Genomic DNA, 21,385 nt, shown 5'->3' on the forward strand with positions numbered 1-21,385 from the left:
AATGAATTTTCCATCAGAATTAAAGTACACTAAAGACCACGAGTGGGTTAGAGTTGAAGGTAATGAAGCTTATATTGGCGTAACTGATTTTGCGCAACGCGAATTGGGTGATATCGTTTATGTTGATATTAACACTGTAGGTAGCGAGGTAGCTAAAGAAGAAGTTTTTGGTACTGTAGAAGCTGTTAAAACGGTATCTGATTTATATATGCCAGTTACCGGAACAGTATTGGAAGTTAATGCTGAATTAAACGATAACCCAGAATTGGTTAACTCTGATCCTTATGGACAAGGATGGATGGTAAAAGTATCTTTAGCTGATTTAGCTGAAGTAGATGGTTTATTAACAGCAGCAGCTTACCAGGAATTGGTAGGAGCCTAATCTTAATATTTTGTACAAAACACTAAAACAGCAAAAGTGGGCCATTCTTTGGACAGTTGTTGTTTTGGTGTTTTGTAATATGCACATTTCCGATTCCGTTGGAAAAAGTGGCTTTTTCTTTGAAGGTTTTGATAAGATGACCCATATGGGCTTTTTCTTTGTTTTATCTATCCTACTTTTCTATGGTAAAATAAAATATCAGCATACCTACGCTTTCAGCACCCTAACCATTTTTAAGGTTTTACTGGTCAGCGCCATCATCGGCGGCGGAATTGAACTATTACAATGGAAAGTTTTTACCTATCGCTCTGCAGAATGGTGGGATTTTGGCTGTGATATGTTAGGCGCATCAATGGCAGTTTTTAGTTATGTATTGCTCCATAAGTTAAACTTCAATGATAAGAAAAGTTAGTATCATCTGTGTTGTAATCGCGGCTATAGGTTTAAGCGGCTGCAGTATTTTTAAAAAGAACTGTAATTGCCCGAAAGTGTATTATAACAGCTATCCTTCGACGCAAAAATAATCCTCTTACTGATCAATCTTCCTGTTTGATCTGATTACCTTCCTCAGGCTGTATTTAAAATGTTACCAAGCTTTTAACACACCTTAACAAACCTTTCTGCTTTTCTACAGTCTGATAGCTTAGTTTATATTATAATATCTAATTTTTTTGATGAAAAGAAACGTTCAGCGGGCAATATTCATTGTTCTTCTATTTTGTGGTTACATCGCCCAGGCTCAAAATACTGGTTCGATAAGCGGAAAAGTAATTAACGCGAAAGATAAAAAGCCGGTTGATTTTGCTACAATCGCAATTAAGAGTTTAAAAGATTCCAGTGTTGTGGCATCTGGTCAAACCAATCCTGATGGGAGTTTTAGCTTCAAGGCCATAGCTCCGGGTAAGTATAGGATTTATTCCGCCTTTTTAGGTTTAAAAACAGCAACCAAAGATATAGAAGTGGCTAAGGCAGCAGTAAATGCCGGCGAAATTGCCATGGGTGATGATGGAGTTGACTTAAATACAGTTAACGTGACCGCTACTATCCCGATTGTGGTAAAGAAAGATACTTTAGAGTTTGATGCCAAATCGATTAAAGTGCGCGAAAATGCCGTGGTAGAAGATCTCTTGAAAAAGGTGCCAGGGGTTGAGGTAGCAAAAGATGGTAGTGTTAAAGCCCAGGGCGAAACCATTACCAAAGTAAAGATTGATGGTAAAGAATTTTTTGGCAATGATCCATTATTGGCGACTAAAAATCTTCCGGCTGATATGGTTGATAAGATCCAGGTAATTGATGAACTTTCTGAACAGGCCCAGTTTACCGGTATTGATGATGGAACAAGAAACAAGATCTTAAACATCACTACTAAAAATGGCATGAAACATGGTTATTTTGGTAACAGTACAGTAGGTTATGGTTCTAACGATCGTTATGATGCCAGCTTGAACGTAAACAAATTTGATGATGATAGGCAGATTAGCTTTATTGGTCAGTTTAACAATGTGAATAAGCAGAACTTTGGCCAGGGTGGGGGTGTAGGTAATGGATTTGGAGGTGGTGGCGGAGGCCGTGGTGGATTTGGTGGTGGAGGTGGAGCAAGTTCAGGCGGCGGAAATGGTGGGATCACCACGACCAATGCAGCAGGTTTAAACTTTGCCGACACCTATAAAGACGGCACCCAGTTTCAGGCCAGTTATTTCTTTAATAAAGCAATTTCTGAAAATATCCAGAACTCCAACACCCAAAACCTTGCAGGAGGTACGAATAACATAGCTGAAGCTATAAATAATACTTCCAACAGGATTAACCATCGCTTCAATTTCATGGTCGATACCAAGATAAATCCATCTTTGTCTATTAAAATACAGCCCAACGTGGCTTATACCGAAACAGATGGGAGCAATTTGAATGAATATACGAGAACGCTTGATGATGGCTCAACCGTTGGTACGCAGCGCAATACGACAACTTCTACTACGCCTACAATGAGTAATAATTTATTAATCCGCAAAAGTTTTAAGCGGAGAGGTCGCACACTTTCCTTAAATGTAAATACAAATATAAATGATAACGACGGTACGAACCTTAACTACAGGAACGACAAAATTACGGAGGGAATAACAACAAGAGACACCATTACCAATCAGTTGAATAATACAAACAGCCATTCCATAAATAATACCACAAGGCTTGTTTATACTGAACCAATAAATAAAACCCTAAGCGTAGAGGTTAACTATCAGAATGGTTATTCAAATAGCGATTCGCATAGAGATGTGTTTAACTATAATCCACTCACCATGCAATTTGATGTGATAGATGATGAGTTTTCAAATATTTATAATAACCGTACATTAACCAATGCGGCCGGGCTAAGCCTCACCACAACTGAGAAAAAATACAACTGGAATATCGGCGTGGCCGCACAACAAACCAACAGGGTAAATACCAATTTAACCACAGGTTTAAAACGTATGCAGAATTTTATCAATATTACGCCATCAGCGCAGTTCAGGTATAATTTTAGTAACCGGAAACGTTTGTTTGTTAACTATAGAGGCTCTACCTCACAACCAAGTATCGATCAGATCCAGCCGATTCCGGATAATACTAACTCCCAAACACGTTATGTTGGTAATCCGGCATTAAAACCTTCATTCAATAACCAGTTGAGGATCAACTTTAATAATTTTAATATTGAAAGCGGCCGGTTTTTCTTTGCGGGTTTAAATCTTACTCAAACCTTTAATGCCATTGGAAATACTGTAGTGCCTTTATCAGGTGGTGTTCAACAGGTAAGTTACATCAATGTGGATGGCGTTTATGCTGGTAATGCCAATGCCACTTGGTCCTTACCATTAATGGCAGAGCGTAAGCTAACGCTGAACATTTCTGGAAACGGCTCGTATAACAGAAATGTGAATTTTATTGCAGGACAAGGAATTTCCGATCTGGTAAAAAATGTAACCAATAGTTATACCATTTCAAACGGGTATAAATTGGTAACCAACGTTGATAAATTCGATTTAACTGGAGGTATAACCGGAAGCTATACCAATTCTACGTTTTCTGCAAGGCCATCATCCAATACGCAGTATTATACCATCAATCCAAGTTTTGATGTCAGTTATGTATTGCCAGCCAATATCAGGTTAGCAATAGATATCGATTATTTCAGGAATTTTGGTGGTGGTGATTTATTTAACCAGGAATACACCATTCTTAATCCTTACATCAGCCGTCAGTTTTTTAAAAACAGAGGTACATTTAAATTTTCTATAAATGATGCACTTAACCAGAACACCGGTGTAAGCAGAACTGCTACCGGGACTTCGATAGTTGATTTAACTACCAATGTATTAAGACGTTATTATATGTTCTCATTCACCTACTCGTTAACGCGTATAGGTGGTAGAAACATAAGTGGCGATATGCAGATGCCAGGCCAACGCGGTAATGGTGGTGGTCGCCCAAGAATGTAATACTTGCTGTAATCTATCATTCTTCGATATATCGTCATTTCGACCGTAGTGGAGAAATCTAAAAGGATGCTTAAGATTTCTCCATTTCGTTGCAATCCAGTCGAAATGACGATTTTACTTTAGAAAGTTCCGGTTTATCCGGGACTTTTCTTTTATTGCCACAGTGTTTTATGATTAAATGTACAATTGACATTTATGTATTTCAAATGTTACCCAAGGCAAATAAACCTTTATAAAAGTATGCTGTCTCTATGTTATAAGGCAAACTAACCGAATGAAACACATTTTTACGCTCCTTCTTATTTTATCATCTTTTTATGTTTATGCCCAGAAAACGGGTTCAGTTAATGGAAGGGTTATTCAATCAAAGGATAAAAAACCAATTGATTATGCTTCTTTGGCTGTTAGAAATCTGGCAGACTCGAGCATGGTAGGCGCTGTAAGTACCACAGAAGATGGGAAGTTTGTTTTTAAAGATTTAAAACCTGGTGCTTACAGGTTGTACGCTGCATTTTTGGGCTTAAAAAATACCACTAAAGATTTTACCATCTCAGCAGATAAACCTGATGTCATCCTGGGCGATATTGTTTTAGAAGGAGGAGCAATCGATCTTCAAACGGTAGATATTAAAGCAGAAATTCCACCAATTGTGGTAAAAAAGGATACGCTTGAGTTTAATGCAAGTTCCTTTAAAGTAGTAGAGAATGCTGTAGTAGAAGATTTGTTAAAGAAATTGCCAGGAGTAGAGGTAGATAAAGCCGGTACAGTAAAAGCCCAGGGCGAAACCATTACCAAAGTTAAGGTAGACGGAAAAGAGTTTTTTGGGAATGATCCTTTACTGGCCACTAAAAACCTGCCTGCCGATATGATCGATAAAATTCAGATTATCGATGAGCTTTCCGATCAGGCACAGTTTACCGGAATTGATGATGGCTCAAGAACCAAAATCATCAATATCACCACCAGAAAGGAAAAGAAAAACGGCTATTTCGGGAACAGTTCTGGAGGTTATGGATCTAACGATCATTACGATGTAAATGCAAACATTAATCATTTTAATCAGGATAAACGATTGAGTGTAATTGCCCAGTTCAATAATGTAAATAAACAAAATTTTGGTGGCGGCCTGGGCGGTAGCAATGGCGGTCTTGGTGGAATTACCGATACCAAAGCCGGTGGATTTAATTTCTCGGATGTGTATGCAGACCAGACGGAAGTGAATTTGAGTTATTTTGTGAATAAATCTGATAACCTGACCCTCAGGAACAGCGTAACCCAAAACCTGTTGGGCGATGTAACAACGATTTTTAATAATAACCAGACCAATACTTCCGATCGTTTAAACCACCGCTTAAACTTTATGATCGATACCAAAATCGATTCGCTAACCTCACTTAAAGTACAACCCAATTTAAGTTATACTGATAACGAGAGTTTAAACAATAGTATATATACCCGCGATTTTGGCACCTATAACACAAGCGGAACACAGCGATTAACCAATCACAATACAGCGCCCGCCATCAGTAATAATATTTTGTTGCGTAAAAAGTTTATGCGCCGCGGAAGAACATTGTCGCTTAATTTTAATACGAACATTAATAATAATGACGCTGATAATTATAATTACAATTCCGAAACGCGTGAAAAAGACAGTGTTAAAACGGTAAAGATTATTAACCAGCTCAATGATCAGGTAAGCGAATCTATTAGTCAAAATACCCGGTTGGTTTATACAGAGCCTCTAAATAAAACCCTGAGCCTTGAGTTTAATTACCAGAACGGCTATAGCCATAATACTTCTGATCGTTTTACTTACGACTTTAACCCGGCTACGCTGAACTATGATTTGTTAAATGATTCATTAAGTAACGTTTACGAAAATACCACCTTAACCAATACAGCTGGTTTCAGTTTTAATAAAATAGCCAAAAAATACAACTGGAATGTGGGGGTGGCCGTTCAGAATACCGATCGTAAAAACAATAATATTACCCAGGGATTCGTATTAAAACAGAACGTATTTAACTATACACCTTCTGCCATGTTCAGGTATAATTTTAGCAATAGCAAGCGTTTGGTCTTCAATTATCGGGGTAGTACCAATCAGCCTACCATACAACAATTGCAGCCCATTCCCAATAATACCAATACACAAAGTATCCCACTGGGAAATCCCAATTTAAAACCCGAATTTAACAATACCCTGCGTATTGCATACAACACTTTTACTGTTGGAAAAAACACGTCGTTATTTGTTAATATAAACCTGACCCAGACTTCCAATAAAATTGCAAATAGCAGCAGTTTAATCGAAAGCGGGGTTAACCAGGGTAAATTTGCAGTACTGCCCGTAAACGTAAGTGGTGTTTACTCTGGTTCGCTATCCTCCTCATTAAGTTTGCCCATCATGGCAGAAAATAAGCTTAATTTTCACATCAACATCAGTAGCAACTATGATCGGGATGTAAATTTTACCAATACCTTGAAAAATATCACCAATAGCTGGTCGATTAACAATGGTTACCGTTTGGTTTCCAATTTGGATAAGCTCGATTTAACCGCAGGTGTTAGTGCCTCAATTAACCGGGCAACTTACTCGGTTCAACCTAATTCTAATACGCGCTATTATACTTTTAGTCCCAATATCAGTATCAGCTATATGTTTCCCGGCGATATCCGCTGGTCAGTAGATGCAGATTACAACCAGAACACAGGTAGGGGAGAGAATTTCGATACCCACTTTACTTTAGTTAATTCGTACCTGAGTAAACAATTTTTTAAAAACCGTGGCACTTTCAAAGCTGCTGTAAACGATTTGCTGAACGAAAATCAGGGTGTAAGTCGTACGGCCAACAACAACACGATCCGTGATGAAAGCTACAACGTATTGCAACGTTATTTTATGTTTTCTTTTACCTATTCTTTAAACCGTATGGGTGGTAAAAACCGCATAAGAGGAAGCGAGGAAGGCGGCAGAGGCCGTGGTGGCGGTAGGCAGAGAAATTAAATCATAGCAAGTTAATATTAATTTTCTGTAGCGTCGGGATATGCCTTTTGTTGCAAGTAAGTAGCCAGAGCCTTTCAAAGCGCTAGATAAAACCACCAGATTTTTTTGTCATGTTGTAAGTGCTGGGTTTAATAGACGCCATTGAATAAGTCGCATAATCGAACCAATAAAAAGCCTTAACTAATGGCCATGCTGATTATTGATAACTCCTTTGTAAACCATTCTGTCGCTCGCTTTATTAGATTATAATCAACCGCTGCTAGACGGGATTTATTTGAATTTTATTCATACCTTAAAGGCTTAAACAAGCTCATTAACAATCATATTAGTCTCGCAAAATGTTAAGCATTATACGTGTGTTTATTGTGTCTATATCCTTATTTATAGGGTGCGTACATGCACAATCTAATTTTAATCAAAAAGATTCAATTTTTTCTTCTTCATTGCAGGAGACACGTAAGATCGAGGTTATATTACCAAAAAATTATGATGCAAAAATCAAAGATGTATATGATGTTCTCTATGTTCTTGATGGAGAATGGTATACAGAATTACTTCCTAATGCTTATAACTTTGCAAAATCAGCTGGTTTTGTGCCAAATACCATTATAGTTTTAATTCCTAACATTTATATCAAAGGTATTAATCAAAGAAATCGTGATTTTGAGCCTTTCAACAAAAATAATGGTGCCGGTTATGCAGCCTTTTTATCCTTCTTAGAAAAGGAACTTTTTATATTTATAGATAAACAATATCCTAATAGTGGTAAAAGGAGCCTATTAGGGAGTTCTCTTGGTGGATTATTTACTGTTTATACTTTCTTAACAAATCCTGATATTTTTAAGGCTTATCTTGCTTGTGACCCAAATTTAGATTGGAATGAAGAATACCTGTCAAAATTGGCCGTCAAAAGGTTGCCAGAATTTAAAAATAAAAAAAGTATTTTATTCATTGCCACTAATGACTATTCTTTTAAAGCCAACGGTGGATATAATTTTAGACAAACTTTAACCGCAAAAGCTCCAGAATCTTTACACTGGCAGGTAAATACATATCAAAATGAAACACACTACAGTTTACAATATAAAGCCTTCTACGATGCTTTGAGATATAGCTATTCAGGATTTTGCCTTGAAAAGTTCGATTTGATCCCCAAAGATGCGCTTATCGAGCTAAATAAACCACTTAGATTATATATTTCTAATAAAAATCCTACGGTTCGTTTTACTATAGATGGAAAAGAGCCAACTATGAAATCTTCAAGGTTATCACCAGATGAGTCTATTGTTATTAACCGAAAAACTATTGTAAAAGTTAAAAATTTAGCTACTCGTGAGCAATATGCTGATTCAATGAATTTGTTTTTTAATCTAACCGATCGTAGTAAAGAAATGAAAACTGAACAAATGGGAGATACTTCAACGGTTCATTTTGTTTCTCTGGGAATGTGGATGGAGCTGCCATCATTAAAAAATATTGAATCCATATCTTCCACACAAACAGATAGCATTAATACTAAAGCCAATAATTACACAAGTAAAATTTATTTCACCAGGAAAAAAATTAAAGTAAACCAAGATGGTTATTACGTTTTTGTTGCAGATGCTCCTGATGGATCAAGACTTTATTTAGGGGATAAGTTGCTTATAAATCATCCAGGTAAGCCCAAATTTGGAATACAAAGTTTTGCGGTGTATTTAAAACGAGGTTATTATACTGTAAAATCGCAATTATTGCAAATAGGAGACGCAAAAAAACCGATATTAAGGGTATTTAAAACTACAAAACTGAACGACAAGTGGTGGGAAAATGAAATACAATTATAGCTCCAGTGAATAACAGCATATCGCATTATGCCTTATCCTGAATGAAGGTTTCAAGTAAATTGACTGAGATATGGGATTTGGTTATTTGGAATAAATCTAAAGAAAGGTTAACTTGCACCAAATTTAGCACATGAAGCTGTCGCACCTAAAAGTTGGAGAAAAAGGAACAATTGTAGCTTTTACAGATTTAGATATGTCTGTAAAGTTAATGGAGATGGGTTGTTTGCCAGGTGAGGTGGTAGAGGTAGAGCGTTTTGCTCCTCTGGGCGACCCTATGGCAATCCGTGTAGCTGGTTATCAGCTTTGCTTGCGTAAAAGCGAAGCCGATGTTATCATTATACAATAAATAAGCTGGGTTTGGATATTAAAGTTGCGTTAGTTGGTAATCCCAATACAGGTAAATCTACTTTATTTAATCGTTTAACAGGGTTAAATCAAAAAATTGGAAATTTCCCAGGCATCACTGTCGATAAGAAAACAGGTTTTACAAAACTTGCTGATGGTAAAGAAGCAGAGATTATTGATTTACCAGGAACATATAGCTTATATCCGAAAAGTGCTGATGAAAGCATCGTTTTTCAGGTGCTTGCCGATAAAAAAAACAATAGCCATCCTGATGTTATTGTGCTCATTGCCGATGCTTCTAATTTAAAGCGCAATATGCTTTTATATTCGCAAGTAGCAGATTTAGGTATCCCAATGATTTTGGCCCTGAACATGATAGACCTTTCTACGAAGCAGGGGATTGAGATTAATCTGGATAAACTGGCTGAAAAACTGGGCATTCAGGTGGTTTCCATTTCCGCAAGAAACAATATCGGAATTGATAAACTGAAACAGGCCATTGCCAATACAAATAAAATTGCCACACAGTTTCAGGATATTGATGTGAATTTTCTGGCTCCGGAAGCGATTAACGCCATAAAATCGAAGCTAAATTCTGACAACGATTATTATGCGCTGCAGGTACTGCATCAGCATGAACACTTAACTTTCTTTACCGAAAAGGAACAAGAAGAAATTGAACAGATAGAACAATCTCACCATTTCGAATCTTCGAAGGTTCAGGCCGCAGAAACTATAGCCAGGTATAAACAGCTCAGCACGATTTTATCTGATGTGGTTATTGACAGGGGGACAGAAAAGAAATTTTCTTTCAGTGATAAATTAGATGCTATTCTAACCCATAAAATATGGGGATTTGCCATTTTCCTGCTTATTCTTTTTGTAATTTTTAATGCCATATTTGCCTGGTCTTCCTATCCAATGGACTGGATTGAGACTGGTTTTGGTTTTATTACCAGCGTTGGGCACGAATATTTGCCGGCAGGCATGCTTACTGATTTGTTATTGGATGGTATAATTGCAGGTTTAGGTGGTATTTTTGTTTTTATTCCACAGATTGCAATTCTATTCGCATTCATATCCATTTTAGAAGATACAGGTTATATGGCCCGTGTTACCTTTATGATGGATAAAATTATGAGCAAGGTTGGCCTTAACGGTAAATCGGTAGTACCGATGATCGGTGGTTTAGCCTGTGCTGTTCCATCTATTATGGCTGCCCGGAATATCGAAAACTGGAAGGATAGAATGATTACCATTATGGTTACCCCATTGGTAAGCTGCTCGGCAAGGCTTCCGGTATATATCCTGATTATTTCCTTAATTATCCCTTCGCAAACGGTTTTTGGCGTTTTTAACTTACAGGGCTTAGCATTGATGGTAATGTACCTGGTGGGCATTCTTGCTGCGGTATTGGTGGCCTGGGTAATGAAATTCATTATCAAAACCAAAGAAAGATCTTATTTCATCATGGAACTTCCGGTGTACCGCATGCCAAGATGGAAAAATGTGTTTTATACCATGTACGAAAAATCGAAAACATTTGTTTTTGAAGCCGGTAAGGTTATCATCGCCATTTCGATTATTCTTTGGGTAATGGCCTCTTTCGGACCCGGAGACCGTTTTGAAAGTATTGATAAAAAATACGAATCTGTTCTAACTGATACGACAAAAAATACAGATCATATTAAAGCCCTGGTGGCTACCGAGAAATTGGAAAACTCCTATGTGGGTATTCTTGGTCATTGGATCGAGCCTGCTATCCGCCCTTTGGGTTACGACTGGAAGATTGGTATTGGTTTAATTACCTCGTTTGCTGCCCGCGAAGCCTTTGTGGGTACAATGGCCACTATTTATAGTGTTGATGGAGGTGATGAAGATACCTCGACCATTAGAGAACGCATGTCGGCTTCGGTTAATAACCGCACTGGTTTGCCTGTTTACACTTTTGCTACAGGTATTTCTTTAATGCTTTTTTATGCTTTTGCTATGCAATGTATGAGCACAGTCGCTATAGTTTACCGCGAAACCAAAGGCTGGAAATGGCCGGTAATCCAATTGGCTTACATGACGGCTATGGCCTATGTTGCCGCGCTGGTTGCTTATCAGCTATTAAAATAAGAATTTCGTCATTTCGAGCGGAGTGCAACGCAGTCGAGAAATCTATCGATAGCTCTCTCGACTAAATGTAAATTTCACTGGAGCTTAGAAGGCGACTATATTAGTAGCGTAACTCTAGCGTTTGTCACCCCTGAGCGTATTCGAAGGGCCTCGTTATAATATAATTATTAAGATTAGGAGAGCAAGGCCTGTATAATTATTTGAGTTGCTCCCGCTTTCCGTTTTACTTATCCCGATGAAATATCGGGATTGCGTGTTCACTGCAATCGGGTCTAGGTGGCCAATAGGTGATACTATTTAATGGCTGGGTGTTTAGCTGCACAAATCTTTGTTTCTAAACCCGGTAGTAGCGGCAGCCCCAGATTCTTCATCGGGGCTATAGCGAATAACGGGGCTGCTGTTCCCGAAACCCTACTGAACGTTCATTTTCCAATAAATCACTAAAGGTTTTTACCATATAAGACATATAAGGTCATCCAGGCTCAGGTGTGATTACACAGATTGAGGCCTTTCACCTTTAATCTTTAATCTTTCCGCTTACCCTAATTCAATCTGCCGCTTGATGCTTTCCTCTAATGATATTAAAGTCTCCGTACGTTGAATACCGTTCACGGCCTGTATTTCTTCGTTTAAAACATGGCGTAAATGATTGGTGTCTCTGCAAATAATTTTGGCAAACATACTGTAGGCACCGGTAGTATAATGCAATTCTACCACCTCTTTAATTTTGCTCAATTGCGCAACTGCATCTTTATACTGGATTCCTTTCTCCAGGTAAATGCCCAAAAAGGCGCAAATATCATATCCGGCCTTTTGCGGATCAATGATGAGATGAGAGCCCTTAATAATGCCCATTTCCTGCAGTTTCTTCATTCTGACGTGTATCGTTCCACCTGAAACAATGAGGTCTTTAGCGATTTCTGTATAGGGTTTAGTGGCATCCTGCATCAATTGCTTCAGTATATCGATGTCGAGGTTGTCAATTTCTAAATTGGAATTGTCTTTTTTAAGCATATTTTTGAATTATGATAAGCGAATTTACAAATATTTATCAATATTATAAAAATTAAATTAAATGTTTAAAATATTTGCAAGGTATTGGTTGTTCCTTTACATTTGTATCAAGCAATTAACAAAAAGGAAACGTTCTTTCAGAATTGCATAACATAATGTAGGGTGGTGAAACAGGCAGACACACCTCCTTGTCTCGGTGGCGGAGAATAATGGGAATATACCGGTTTCGGTACTAACCACTCCTTGAAGGTTCGATTCCTTCCCCTACAGCGGCTTTAGTCCTAAGTCAAGAGTCGATAGTCTTTAGTAGACTTACGACTGCAGACTTTGGACTAAGGACTATAATGTTGGGTGGTGAAATTGGCAGACACGCCTCCTTGTCTCGGTGGTGGGGAATAATGGGACAAACGCAGTTTATTGGGTTGACCACAAATTAATTTTTTGAACTGTAGCTAACTACCCCTTGAAGGTTCGACTCCTTCCCCAACAGCATTTTTTATGAATAATAAGTTAGTTAATTGAGCAATCCTGGATAGGTTGCTCTTTTTCTTTTTAAGGCCTTTACATTTTAATAGATATATTCCTATATTACCAGTTCAATTTATTCTAACTGTGTAATGCCTGTAATGAAAAAACGAGTATCCATAAAAGATATCGCTAAACAATTAAATATTTCCATTACAACCGTATCGTTTGTAATTAATGGGAAAGCAAGAGAAAAAAATATCAGCGAATCGCTTACCAAAAAAGTTTTAGAACTGGTTGCTGAATTAAATTATCAGCCCAATACCCTTGCTACAAGTTTAAGAACAGGCAAAACAAAAATTATAGGTTTTTTGGTTGATGACATTTCTGAACCTTTTTTCTCTGGTATTGCACGCCAAATTGATGAAATTGCTTCGAGTCTTGGTTATAAAATCCTTTTTAGCAGCACCAGAAACGATACTGAGAAGGCAATAGAACTGTTGCAGATTTTTAAAGACAGGCATGTTGATGGCTATATTATGGCTTTGCCTGAAGGATTGGAAGAAGAAGTTAAAAAATTGATTCAAACAGATGCTCCGGTAGTACTTTTCGATCGGTATGTACCGGATGTTAAAACAGATTATGTAATAATTGATAATTTAAACAGTACCTACGAAGCTACTGAACACCTCATTGAAAATAATTACAAAAAAATAGGGTTTGTAACCATTGATACCTTACAGCAACAGATGGTAGACCGTTTGGCTGGTTACGAAAGTGCTGTTGAAAAATATAACCTGCCGGTAATTGTCAAGAAGATAAAATATGTAAACTCTGCTGAATCAATTGAGGAGATGATCAAGTTTTTTAAAGAGAAACAACTTGATGCGGTAGTTTTTGCGGCTAACTATATTTGCCTGGATGGTTTAAGAACTTTTAGAAAATTAGGTATTCAGATCCATAAAGATATAGCTGTTGTTTCTTTTGATGATTTCGAAATCCTGGAGTTTTGTGAGCCTCCGGTTACGGCAATTGCACAGCCTCTTGAAGCCATTGCAGAAAACGTAATGAAAATTTTAATAAACAAGCTTAAAAGAGCTGGAAAGCCTGTTGAAAACATGCAAGTATCGTTACCTACCATCTTAAACGTTAGAGGCTCAAGCGCAAAGAAATAAAGCAATAAAAAAGGGAATAGATTAAGTCTATTCCCGCTCTGATTGTATTTTGTACAGATTAAACTGTCATTACATCTTTTTCTTTAGCTTCGGCATGTTTGTCAACCTTGATGATATAGGCATCGGTTAATTTTTGTACTTCGCCTTCACCGGTTTTAATCTCGTCATCAGAAACACCTTCACCTTTCAGTTTTTGGATTTTGGTATTGGCATCCTTACGGATGTTACGAACGGTAATGCGGCCTCTTTCGGCTTCCTCCTTAACTTTTTTCACGAGGTCTTTTCTCCGCTCTTCTGTTAAAGGTGGTACAACCAGGCGGATAACAATACCATCATTTTGCGGATTGATACCAATATTAGCTACCTGAATAGCTTTTTCGATTGCAGTTAAAAGTGATTTTTCCCAGGGTTGGATTACGATTGTTCTGGCATCAGGTGTATTAATACTGGATACTTGTGATAGTGCTGTAGCTGCGCCATAATAATCTACGAAAATACCATCCAACATTCCAGCTGATGCTTTTCCAGCTCTGATTTTAGTTAATTCAGATTCACAATGATCGATTGCTCTATCCATTGCAGATTGAGCATCCATTAATTGTAATTGTATGAGGTCGTTCATAATTGTGTGTATTTCTACAAAAATAATAATTTTTATTCCTTATTTAACCAGGGTTCCAATAGGTTCGCCATTAGCGATTTTCATGAAATTGCCATGTTTGTTCATATCAAACACAATAATCGGCACTTGGTTTTCTTCGCAAAGGGTAAAGGCTGTCATATCCATTACATTAAGGCCTTTATCATAAACTTCTCTGAAAGAAATTTCTTCGTATTTAGTGGCTAACGGATCTTTTTCAGGATCTGCAGTATAAATTCCATCAACACGTGTTCCTTTTAAAACAACATCAGCTTTGATTTCGATAGCACGTAAAGCTGCAGCAGAATCGGTGGTGAAGTATGGGTTTCCGGTTCCTGCACCAAAAATAACCACACGGCCTTTTTCTAAATGCCGAACAGCTCTTCTGCGAATAAATGGTTCGCAAATCTGTTCCATTTTAATGGCAGTAAGTAAACGTGTTTTAATACCCACTTTTTCTAACGCATCTTGCAAGGCCATAGAGTTGATAACTGTTGCCAACATGCCCATATAATCGGCCTGTGCCCTGTCCATCCCACTTTTTTCTGCGCTTAAGCCCCTAAAAATATTCCCTCCTCCAATTACGATTGCGATTTCTAAACCTTTATCGTGTACAGCTTTGATATCTTCAGCGTATTGTTTAACGCGTTCATTATCAATTCCATATTGTTTGTCGCCCATTAGCGATTCTCCGCTAAGCTTTAATAGGATGCGTTTGTATTTCATGACCTCAAAAATATTAACAATTTTTTACTTACGGGCTATCGTTTTAATATTTGATGTAAATATTTAATTAGGTTGGGTATATAAATAAAAAAAGGCGATATGAATATATCGCCCTTTCTGTTATTGGATTAATTATTGCGCTTTAGCAAGCCATAATGATGCATTTAAATGCAAAGCCGGATGGGAGGTATATCCAGATGGCACATCACCAGACCAACCATTAAATAAATTATCGTTTGTATCACCTGTTCCGTCATCAGAGGGTGAACTATCGCCAACAAAGGCTACCCTTCCACTTCCATAAGTCGAAATTAATGCCATTACACCATTATTACTTCCTAATGTGCTGCTCATTCTCCAAAATAATCCTTGTACTGTGGAATTTTGTGTTGGAAACAGGGTTGCCGTTGTACCATTATAGAAAGCTAATTTTGACGCATTTCCTGCAGCACCATTTAAAATCAGATTGGCACTGGTACTTGTTCCGGAGTAAACTTTTGTACTTGGTTTTTCGCTAATGTCAACATAATCTACATTAAAGCCGAAAGGTTTGTTGTTGTTAATGCCATTGTTGCTCATTAAATCATTCCAAACTCTTGGCGAATCGTAACCATCGCCATCTCTGTCTGAAGGATTGTAACCATTCGCATCTGTTCCGGCTGTACTTGCAGCAGTATGATCGGCCACCATCATTAAACCGCCGCCATTGGCCACAAAATTCATAATTGCCGTTTTTTCAGCGGCTGTAAATAATTTATTCGGTTCAATAACCACGTAAACATCGTAATTTTTTAAATCCTGAGGATTAGAGGTATTACCATAAGTAATGGCAGTACCACCTGGCAAAGTTTCTACCAGCTCGCCACGTTTTACCAATTCTACAGCCCAGGCAGACATGGCACCTTTCCAGTAGGTTTCAGGAGTTGAAGCAGTTATGCCGGTATAGGAAGGAGTAGGGAATCTTTGTGCTTTAAGTTCAACAGAGGTTCCTCCTTGATAACCTGGAACGCTTTCGGTCCCATCTGCATCTATCTGCCAATCGGCACTACCTGCATTTTCCAGTTTTGAAGCATCAAATAAAAACTTCTTACCCGTAAGTACAGGATTTGTACCTGGATCGGTACCACCGCCGTTATCATTAATGGTAATATCGTCAAAGTTAATTCTGTTTGAAGCACCAGAAAGTTTTCTGATTTCTAAACGGATATTTCCGGTAAGATTTAGGTTGAAAGATTGTGTTTGTAAGGTTGATGTGCTGGTTATATTGCTGCCCGACTGAGTCCAGCTACTTCCACCATTGGTTGAATACCATAAGCCCCATTGACTAGCGGCATCTGTGCCGTAAGTAGCATGTTGAACGCTTACTGTATTAATGCCGCTTGTAAGATCAAACTGCATAGTAATTTTCCCTGAGTTACGGATACGGGCAGACCACGAACCATTTTTTTTATCTGCAGCAAGATTTCCAATTAACGCGTCGAAAAAATTCCATGATTTTCCATTTAGTGTAATGTCATCTCCGCCCGCTGAGCCGGAAGGAGAAACATCATAAGCTGTTTTAGGACTGGTTGAACCTACTTCAAAGTTCTCTAAAGTTTGTGCCGTAAGTGTAGCATTCGAAGCATTGAAGGCTGATAATTTTGCTTTAGCTAAAGCGTTTGGGCTGGTTTCATTTTCTTGTTTTTTACAAGCGCTAAAGCTTAATAATGTAGCAAACGCTATTAAAGCGAAGCCCGTTAATTTAAATTGTTTTTTCATATTATTGGTAGATTGAAGATATTTAAACCTACTTTAATTATGTTAAGCAGCTGTTGCCTTCTTGTTACATTTACGTTATCCCTTTTTATAAAAAATGGCTGAATCGTTATCCAATCCAGCCATTTTTATTTTTTAATTCTAAAAAATTATTGATTAAACCTATATCTTAATCCGAATTGGATTCTCCAACGGGCAGTTTCATCAATATTGCTTGAAAATGTATTAACCAAAGGCACGCTGTTATCCGCATTTAAGTAAGGGAAAGAAAATGTAGGTTTACCCGATGTTGCATCCACTCCTTTAAAGTTAAGAAGTCCGTTAGCCCTGTTGGCAAATTTTGGAACTCCCCAGGTTTTATTAATCATATTCCCGAAATTGAAAATATCAAAAGTAAGTTGAAGAGAATGCTTTTTACCTTTCAGGTTTGCGAATAAATCTTGTGCCAGTCGAATATCAAGCGTACCGATTACATTACCAACAAGACCATTTCTTTCTGCATACTGACCTCTTTTTTTGTTCAGGTAATTGTCTTGGCTGATATAGCTGTTTAATTGACCCCAAAGCTGGTCAGGTGTACGGGTATCGCCAGCATTTTCTGGTACCAAAACAATATCAGATTTATTAGCCGGAACATAAATCAAATCGTTCCCGCTCAAACCATCATTGTTTAAGTCGTTTCCATAAGTATAAGAATATCTGAAACCATCTTGTAGTTGATAGAACATAGAGAATGTTGTACCTAAGTGGTTAATGTATTCTTTTCTATAAACAACAGAGGCAATGAAGCGGTTTTTAACCATATAGCTAGAATAAGAAAGTGCATCTGTATTCGGGCTGCCAGAAACCTGACGGTCTCTCCACATACTTTGGGCAATAGAACCACCATCATTAACTGATCTCGAATCGGTATAAGTATAACCTGCGGTTGCAAAAAGACCACCTGCAAACTCTTTCGATAATGTTCCTGTAATTGCTAAACTATGGCCTTTATTGGTATTGGTCATTACAATTGCATCAGAAATGTTTGGGTTTGCCGGAGTAGGGGTTGCTGACCCGTAAATTCTTGAACTGGTGTATCTCGGACGGTTATCAGCGCCTTTTAAAAGGGTATATGCCGAAGTGTTTAAATTCACATTGCGGAAATAAACAGAATTAATATCTTTTGAGTATAAGGCTTCGATTGTTCCGGTTACACCGCCAGGCAATTTCTGGTCAACCGCTAAATTAGAACGCCAAACTTGCATAAATTTAAAATCCTGTTGGGTTACAGCAAGATTGTAAGCTGTATTGTTTGCTGCTGTAGCTTTATTTACATTTCTATAAGCATCAACGTTGGGGGTAAATGGTCTGTTGGTTGGGTTATTAATCGATTCAGAACCAAATTGAACACCGTTATTGCTGGCCTGGTTAGATATCCAAACCAATGGAGGTCTTCCGGTAAACAGCCCTGTACCACCTCTTACCTGTGTTTTTCCGGCATGGTTTACATCCCAGTTAAAGCCTAAACGTGGCGACCATAAAATAGAACTTTTAGGAAATCTGCCCACATCAATTTTTTGATCATTTTCGAAAGTCAACTTTTCTACATTTGGATTGCTTAGTGAAGCTGGTGAAGAAACGCTGGTTAAATCGGCACGTAAGCCAAGCGTTAATTTTAACTCATCGTTAACCGTAAAAGCATCCTGAGCGTACAAGCCATACATATTCGACTGGATTTCTGCATAAGGAAATGATCCATCAGGCATAACCGAGTATTGAACCTGGTATTTGGTTGCATTTGATACGCCATTATTGGCGCTGTTATAAAAATCGGCAAGGCTGTTAAAGGTATAGGCACCATAATAGTTAGGAGCGAAACCGTTAAGCGTTCTGTAGCCTTCGTAATTTGCGCCCAATGTTATTTCATGGCGGCCCGCATAGATATTAAAGTTATCTGTAATCTGGTAAACCTTAGTTTTTAACGTGTTAAAGGCAGTAAAAGGTTCGTAGCCGAAAGCAGTATACGAACTTCCATCAGGATTCATAATATCAACAAGTGGAAAAGGCTTGTTACCCTTTGATTCTCTGAAATCGTTCATGCTATTGTAACCAACTGTTAATTGATTAGAGAATTTATTGTTAAAACGTGTTCTGAACTCAAGGTTAACGTTATCCATATTGTTGTTTATGCCATATCCTGCCGATTGGAAAGGAAGCCCCAGCTGTGATGGCTGACGGTTATTTTTAGGAGCACCACTATTACTTGGTAAAATATCCTTATAAGATCTGAAATAGAAATATTTTAAACTTAAAGTATTTTTATCATCAATATTATAGTCTAATTTGGCAGATAGTTTATCGCTCCTGGTTTTTAAGGCATAATTTTCGTAAGCCCCTGGATCGTAGCCAAGCGTTTGTAAAAAAGAACCTAACTTATCTAAGTCTTCGCCTTTTGCCTGAGATATATTTGGTCCCGTGCTTCCAGCCCTTGAAGCTGAAAATCCAGTTCCCGGATCTGATCTTCTTTCCAATTCTCCGCTGGCAAAAAAGAATAATTTATTTTTAATAATCGGTCCGCCTAAGGTAAAGCCATAACCTTTAAGGCTAAAATTGGTTACCGGCACTTTTAATCCAGCATAATTGTAATCACTTACCAGGTCCTGGTCTCTGTAGTAAGTATTTAAAGAGCCCTGAAATTCATTTGTACCACTTCTGGTTACTGCATTTATTGCAGCACCTGTAAAACCACTTTGACGAATATCGTATGGAGCAATGTTTACTGTAATTTCTTCGAAGGCATCCATGTTAATCGGTTGAGAACTTGTTTGACTTCCAATGGTACCCTGTAAGCCGAATGCATTATTAAACAGCGCTCCATCAACCGTAAAATTGTTGGCCAGGTTACTTCTTCCTGCAATACTTGGGCTACCAAACTGTAAAGAGAACTGAGGGGTAAGCTTTACGAAATCGGTAAAGCTCCTATTTAAAGTTGGCAAATTTTGTATTGCTGTTCTCGAAATATTCTGCGATGCACCTGTTCTTCCCGAGTTAAAAACTTTACTTTGTTTTCCTGATACCGTAACTTCTGATAAATTACTGGCGTCTTCACTTAAGGATACATTTAAAGTAGAACTTTGGCCAAGGGCCAATTTTTCAATACGTTGTGTTTGATTTTTAAAACCAATAAAAGAAACGGTAATGGAATAAGGACCACCAATACGCATCGCTGGTAAATTATAACGGCCGTCCGATCTGGTAGAAGTGGCATATCTCGAACCTGATGGTTCGTGTATGGCAATCACTGTAGCCCCGCTAATTGGTCCTTTAGTATCGACAACCATTCCATTTATAGAGGCAGTTGTTTCATTTTGTGCAACAGCATCTATTTTTAAGAATATTAAAAGTAGAAATGTTGTAAATAGAAGTAAAGTTTTTTTCATGAGTAATTTTTAAGCAAAAATACTCCGACTTACTATAGCTAATGTTGTATTTATATTAATTAATTGTTAACAGTTTTCCTTGCTTAGGAAATATTAAGTTTAAATCAAGTGTATTTTCTGTAAGTAATTGATGTTTTATTTTTTCGGCACTATGTTGCGGAGGTTTAATATGGGTTACAATGAAAGAAACTTTTTTAATGGTATCACCATCCGTTAAGCTTTTAAGTTTGCCAATTTCACTAAAAAAAAGCTTTGGTGTAAGGTGCCCGAATAATTGTTTATCGGGCTGTTCGTTCGGGAAAGAAACCTCTAAAAAGATGGCTTTTAGCTGGCCGGCATTAATCAGCGGTGCTATATTTTGCCACAGGCTGGCGAGTTTATCTGATTTTTCAACTTCATCAGCGCCAGTATCTCCCAGATAAAGAACATAACTATCATTGTGGCTGATTAGAAAAGCAGTACTTTTATAAGGATTGCCATGGCTCAGTTCAAAGGCTTTTACTTTCATTTCTGTGCCTTCAAGAGGATAAGTATTGCCTTCAATCAATGGGAAATACGTATACTTTTTTAGCTGTGGTTTTTCACCTTCGTTGGCAAAATTAGCCCAGGCGTCCCAGGTAAAATATTTATCCCTTAAAATATTCAGGACAGATGGCAGGCCGTAGATGTTTTTGGATGTATCTGCGGGCGAATTGATGATCAGGCCAGCTAAATGGTCTAAATGTCCATGAGATATCAGATAACCTTTAATCTGCTTACGCTGTATCTCTTCGCTATTGCCCTTTAGTGATTTAAAATCGATTGCTTTTTGGATGCCTGCGTTTATTGTACCCGCATCAAGGCAAACATATTTGTCGCTTCCTTTTGGTGTTATCATGTACGATGATAAATTGCTCTCATCATCGCCGCCTTTTACACCAAGTGGAATGATGGTAAATGCAGACCCCTTTTCCTGCGCCCTAGAATTATCAGCACACATGAATAGAAAAATAATTACTGGAAGAATTCTGTTAAACATATTG

14 protein-coding genes and 1 tRNA gene are annotated in these 21,385 nt (G+C 37.8%); 9 read left to right on the forward strand and 6 right to left on the reverse strand.

Annotated elements, in window-relative coordinates; genetic code table 11:
• Window position 1 precedes the first annotated feature (1 nt).
• The 7 genes from gcvH to feoB all read left to right on the forward strand — a co-directional run bounded on the left by gcvH (window position 2) and on the right by feoB (window position 11,166).
• Complete coding sequence (gene gcvH, locus BCL90_RS22230) at window positions 2-382, forward strand: glycine cleavage system protein GcvH (protein WP_121287404.1); 381 nt, start codon at window positions 2-4, stop codon at window positions 380-382.
• Between the two features lie 10 nt (window positions 383-392).
• Window positions 393-794: a VanZ family protein gene (locus BCL90_RS22235; protein ID WP_121287405.1), complete on the forward strand. Its 402-nt coding sequence runs from the start codon at window positions 393-395 to the stop codon at window positions 792-794.
• A 262-nt stretch (window positions 795-1,056) separates the two neighbouring features.
• The gene (locus BCL90_RS22240) at window positions 1,057-3,864 is read left to right on the forward strand and encodes an outer membrane beta-barrel protein (RefSeq protein WP_121287407.1); all 2,808 of its coding nucleotides are present in this window, start codon (window positions 1,057-1,059) and stop codon (window positions 3,862-3,864) included.
• 274 nt (window positions 3,865-4,138) lie between these two features.
• Window positions 4,139-6,874, forward strand: coding sequence for a TonB-dependent receptor domain-containing protein (locus tag BCL90_RS22245; RefSeq protein ID WP_121287409.1), 2,736 nt, complete (start codon window positions 4,139-4,141; stop codon window positions 6,872-6,874).
• Window positions 6,875-7,212: 338 nt separating this feature from the next.
• Window positions 7,213-8,700 carry an alpha/beta hydrolase-fold protein gene (locus BCL90_RS22250; protein WP_121287411.1) on the forward strand — a complete coding sequence of 496 codons (1,488 nt, stop codon included), beginning with the start codon at window positions 7,213-7,215 and terminating at the stop codon, window positions 8,698-8,700.
• A gap of 130 nt (window positions 8,701-8,830) precedes the next feature.
• Complete coding sequence (locus BCL90_RS22255) at window positions 8,831-9,046, forward strand: FeoA family protein (protein WP_055913318.1); 216 nt, start codon at window positions 8,831-8,833, stop codon at window positions 9,044-9,046.
• Between the two features lie 11 nt (window positions 9,047-9,057).
• Window positions 9,058-11,166: a ferrous iron transport protein B gene (gene feoB / locus BCL90_RS22260; protein ID WP_121287413.1), complete on the forward strand. Its 2,109-nt coding sequence runs from the start codon at window positions 9,058-9,060 to the stop codon at window positions 11,164-11,166.
• Window positions 11,167-11,703: 537 nt separating this feature from the next.
• Here the strand turns inward: feoB and BCL90_RS22265 are convergent.
• A complete protein-coding gene (locus BCL90_RS22265; RefSeq protein WP_025145395.1) occupies window positions 11,704-12,180 on the reverse strand; it encodes an Lrp/AsnC ligand binding domain-containing protein in 477 nt (158 codons plus the stop codon).
• A 345-nt stretch (window positions 12,181-12,525) separates the two neighbouring features.
• Between BCL90_RS22265 and BCL90_RS25820 the strand changes: the two genes are divergently transcribed.
• Together BCL90_RS25820 and BCL90_RS22270 are read left to right on the forward strand one after the other, a co-directional pair.
• Window positions 12,526-12,670: transfer RNA gene (locus tag BCL90_RS25820), tRNA-Asp, on the forward strand.
• 136 nt (window positions 12,671-12,806) lie between these two features.
• Window positions 12,807-13,820, forward strand: coding sequence for a LacI family DNA-binding transcriptional regulator (locus BCL90_RS22270; RefSeq protein WP_121287826.1), 1,014 nt, complete (start codon window positions 12,807-12,809; stop codon window positions 13,818-13,820).
• Between the two features lie 58 nt (window positions 13,821-13,878).
• On the opposite strand, the gene frr is transcribed toward BCL90_RS22270, so the two are convergent.
• The 5 genes from frr to BCL90_RS22295 form a co-directional block, all read right to left on the reverse strand.
• A complete protein-coding gene (frr, locus tag BCL90_RS22275) occupies window positions 13,879-14,442 on the reverse strand; it encodes a ribosome recycling factor (RefSeq protein ID WP_121287415.1) in 564 nt (187 codons plus the stop codon).
• Window positions 14,443-14,481: 39 nt separating this feature from the next.
• On the reverse strand, window positions 14,482-15,186 hold the full coding sequence (gene pyrH / locus BCL90_RS22280; RefSeq protein ID WP_086548079.1) for a UMP kinase: 705 nt from the start codon (window positions 15,184-15,186) through the stop codon (window positions 14,482-14,484).
• A gap of 132 nt (window positions 15,187-15,318) precedes the next feature.
• Window positions 15,319-16,944 carry a hypothetical protein gene (locus BCL90_RS22285; RefSeq protein WP_208529911.1) on the reverse strand — a complete coding sequence of 542 codons (1,626 nt, stop codon included), beginning with the start codon at window positions 16,942-16,944 and terminating at the stop codon, window positions 15,319-15,321.
• 146 nt (window positions 16,945-17,090) lie between these two features.
• Entirely contained in the window at window positions 17,091-20,363 is a 3,273-nt protein-coding gene (locus BCL90_RS22290) for a TonB-dependent receptor (protein WP_121287417.1), read from the reverse strand.
• A 55-nt stretch (window positions 20,364-20,418) separates the two neighbouring features.
• Entirely contained in the window at window positions 20,419-21,381 is a 963-nt protein-coding gene (locus BCL90_RS22295; RefSeq protein WP_121287419.1) for an MBL fold metallo-hydrolase, read from the reverse strand.
• Window positions 21,382-21,385: the final 4 nt, after the last annotated feature.

The organism is Pedobacter alluvionis (assembly GCF_003664035.1).
In the GTDB taxonomy this organism is placed as follows: Bacteria; Bacteroidota; Bacteroidia; order Sphingobacteriales; family Sphingobacteriaceae; genus Pedobacter; species Pedobacter alluvionis.

Coding starts and splice junctions, on each gene's coding strand:
- BCL90_RS22290 (WP_121287417.1), bottom strand. CDS start 20,363: ATGAAAAAAACTTTACTTCTATTTACAACATTTCTACTTTTAATATTC.
- BCL90_RS22255 (WP_055913318.1), top strand. CDS start 8,831: ATGAAGCTGTCGCACCTAAAAGTTGGAGAAAAAGGAACAATTGTAGCT.
- BCL90_RS22285 (WP_208529911.1), bottom strand. CDS start 16,944: ATGAAAAAACAATTTAAATTAACGGGCTTCGCTTTAATAGCGTTTGCT.
- frr (WP_121287415.1), bottom strand. CDS start 14,442: ATGAACGACCTCATACAATTACAATTAATGGATGCTCAATCTGCAATG.
- BCL90_RS22240 (WP_121287407.1), top strand. CDS start 1,057: ATGAAAAGAAACGTTCAGCGGGCAATATTCATTGTTCTTCTATTTTGT.
- BCL90_RS22265 (WP_025145395.1), bottom strand. CDS start 12,180: ATGCTTAAAAAAGACAATTCCAATTTAGAAATTGACAACCTCGACATC.
- BCL90_RS22295 (WP_121287419.1), bottom strand. CDS start 21,381: ATGTTTAACAGAATTCTTCCAGTAATTATTTTTCTATTCATGTGTGCT.
- BCL90_RS22270 (WP_121287826.1), top strand. CDS start 12,807: ATGAAAAAACGAGTATCCATAAAAGATATCGCTAAACAATTAAATATT.
- gcvH (WP_121287404.1), top strand. CDS start 2: ATGAATTTTCCATCAGAATTAAAGTACACTAAAGACCACGAGTGGGTT.
- BCL90_RS22250 (WP_121287411.1), top strand. CDS start 7,213: ATGTTAAGCATTATACGTGTGTTTATTGTGTCTATATCCTTATTTATA.
- pyrH (WP_086548079.1), bottom strand. CDS start 15,186: ATGAAATACAAACGCATCCTATTAAAGCTTAGCGGAGAATCGCTAATG.
- BCL90_RS22245 (WP_121287409.1), top strand. CDS start 4,139: ATGAAACACATTTTTACGCTCCTTCTTATTTTATCATCTTTTTATGTT.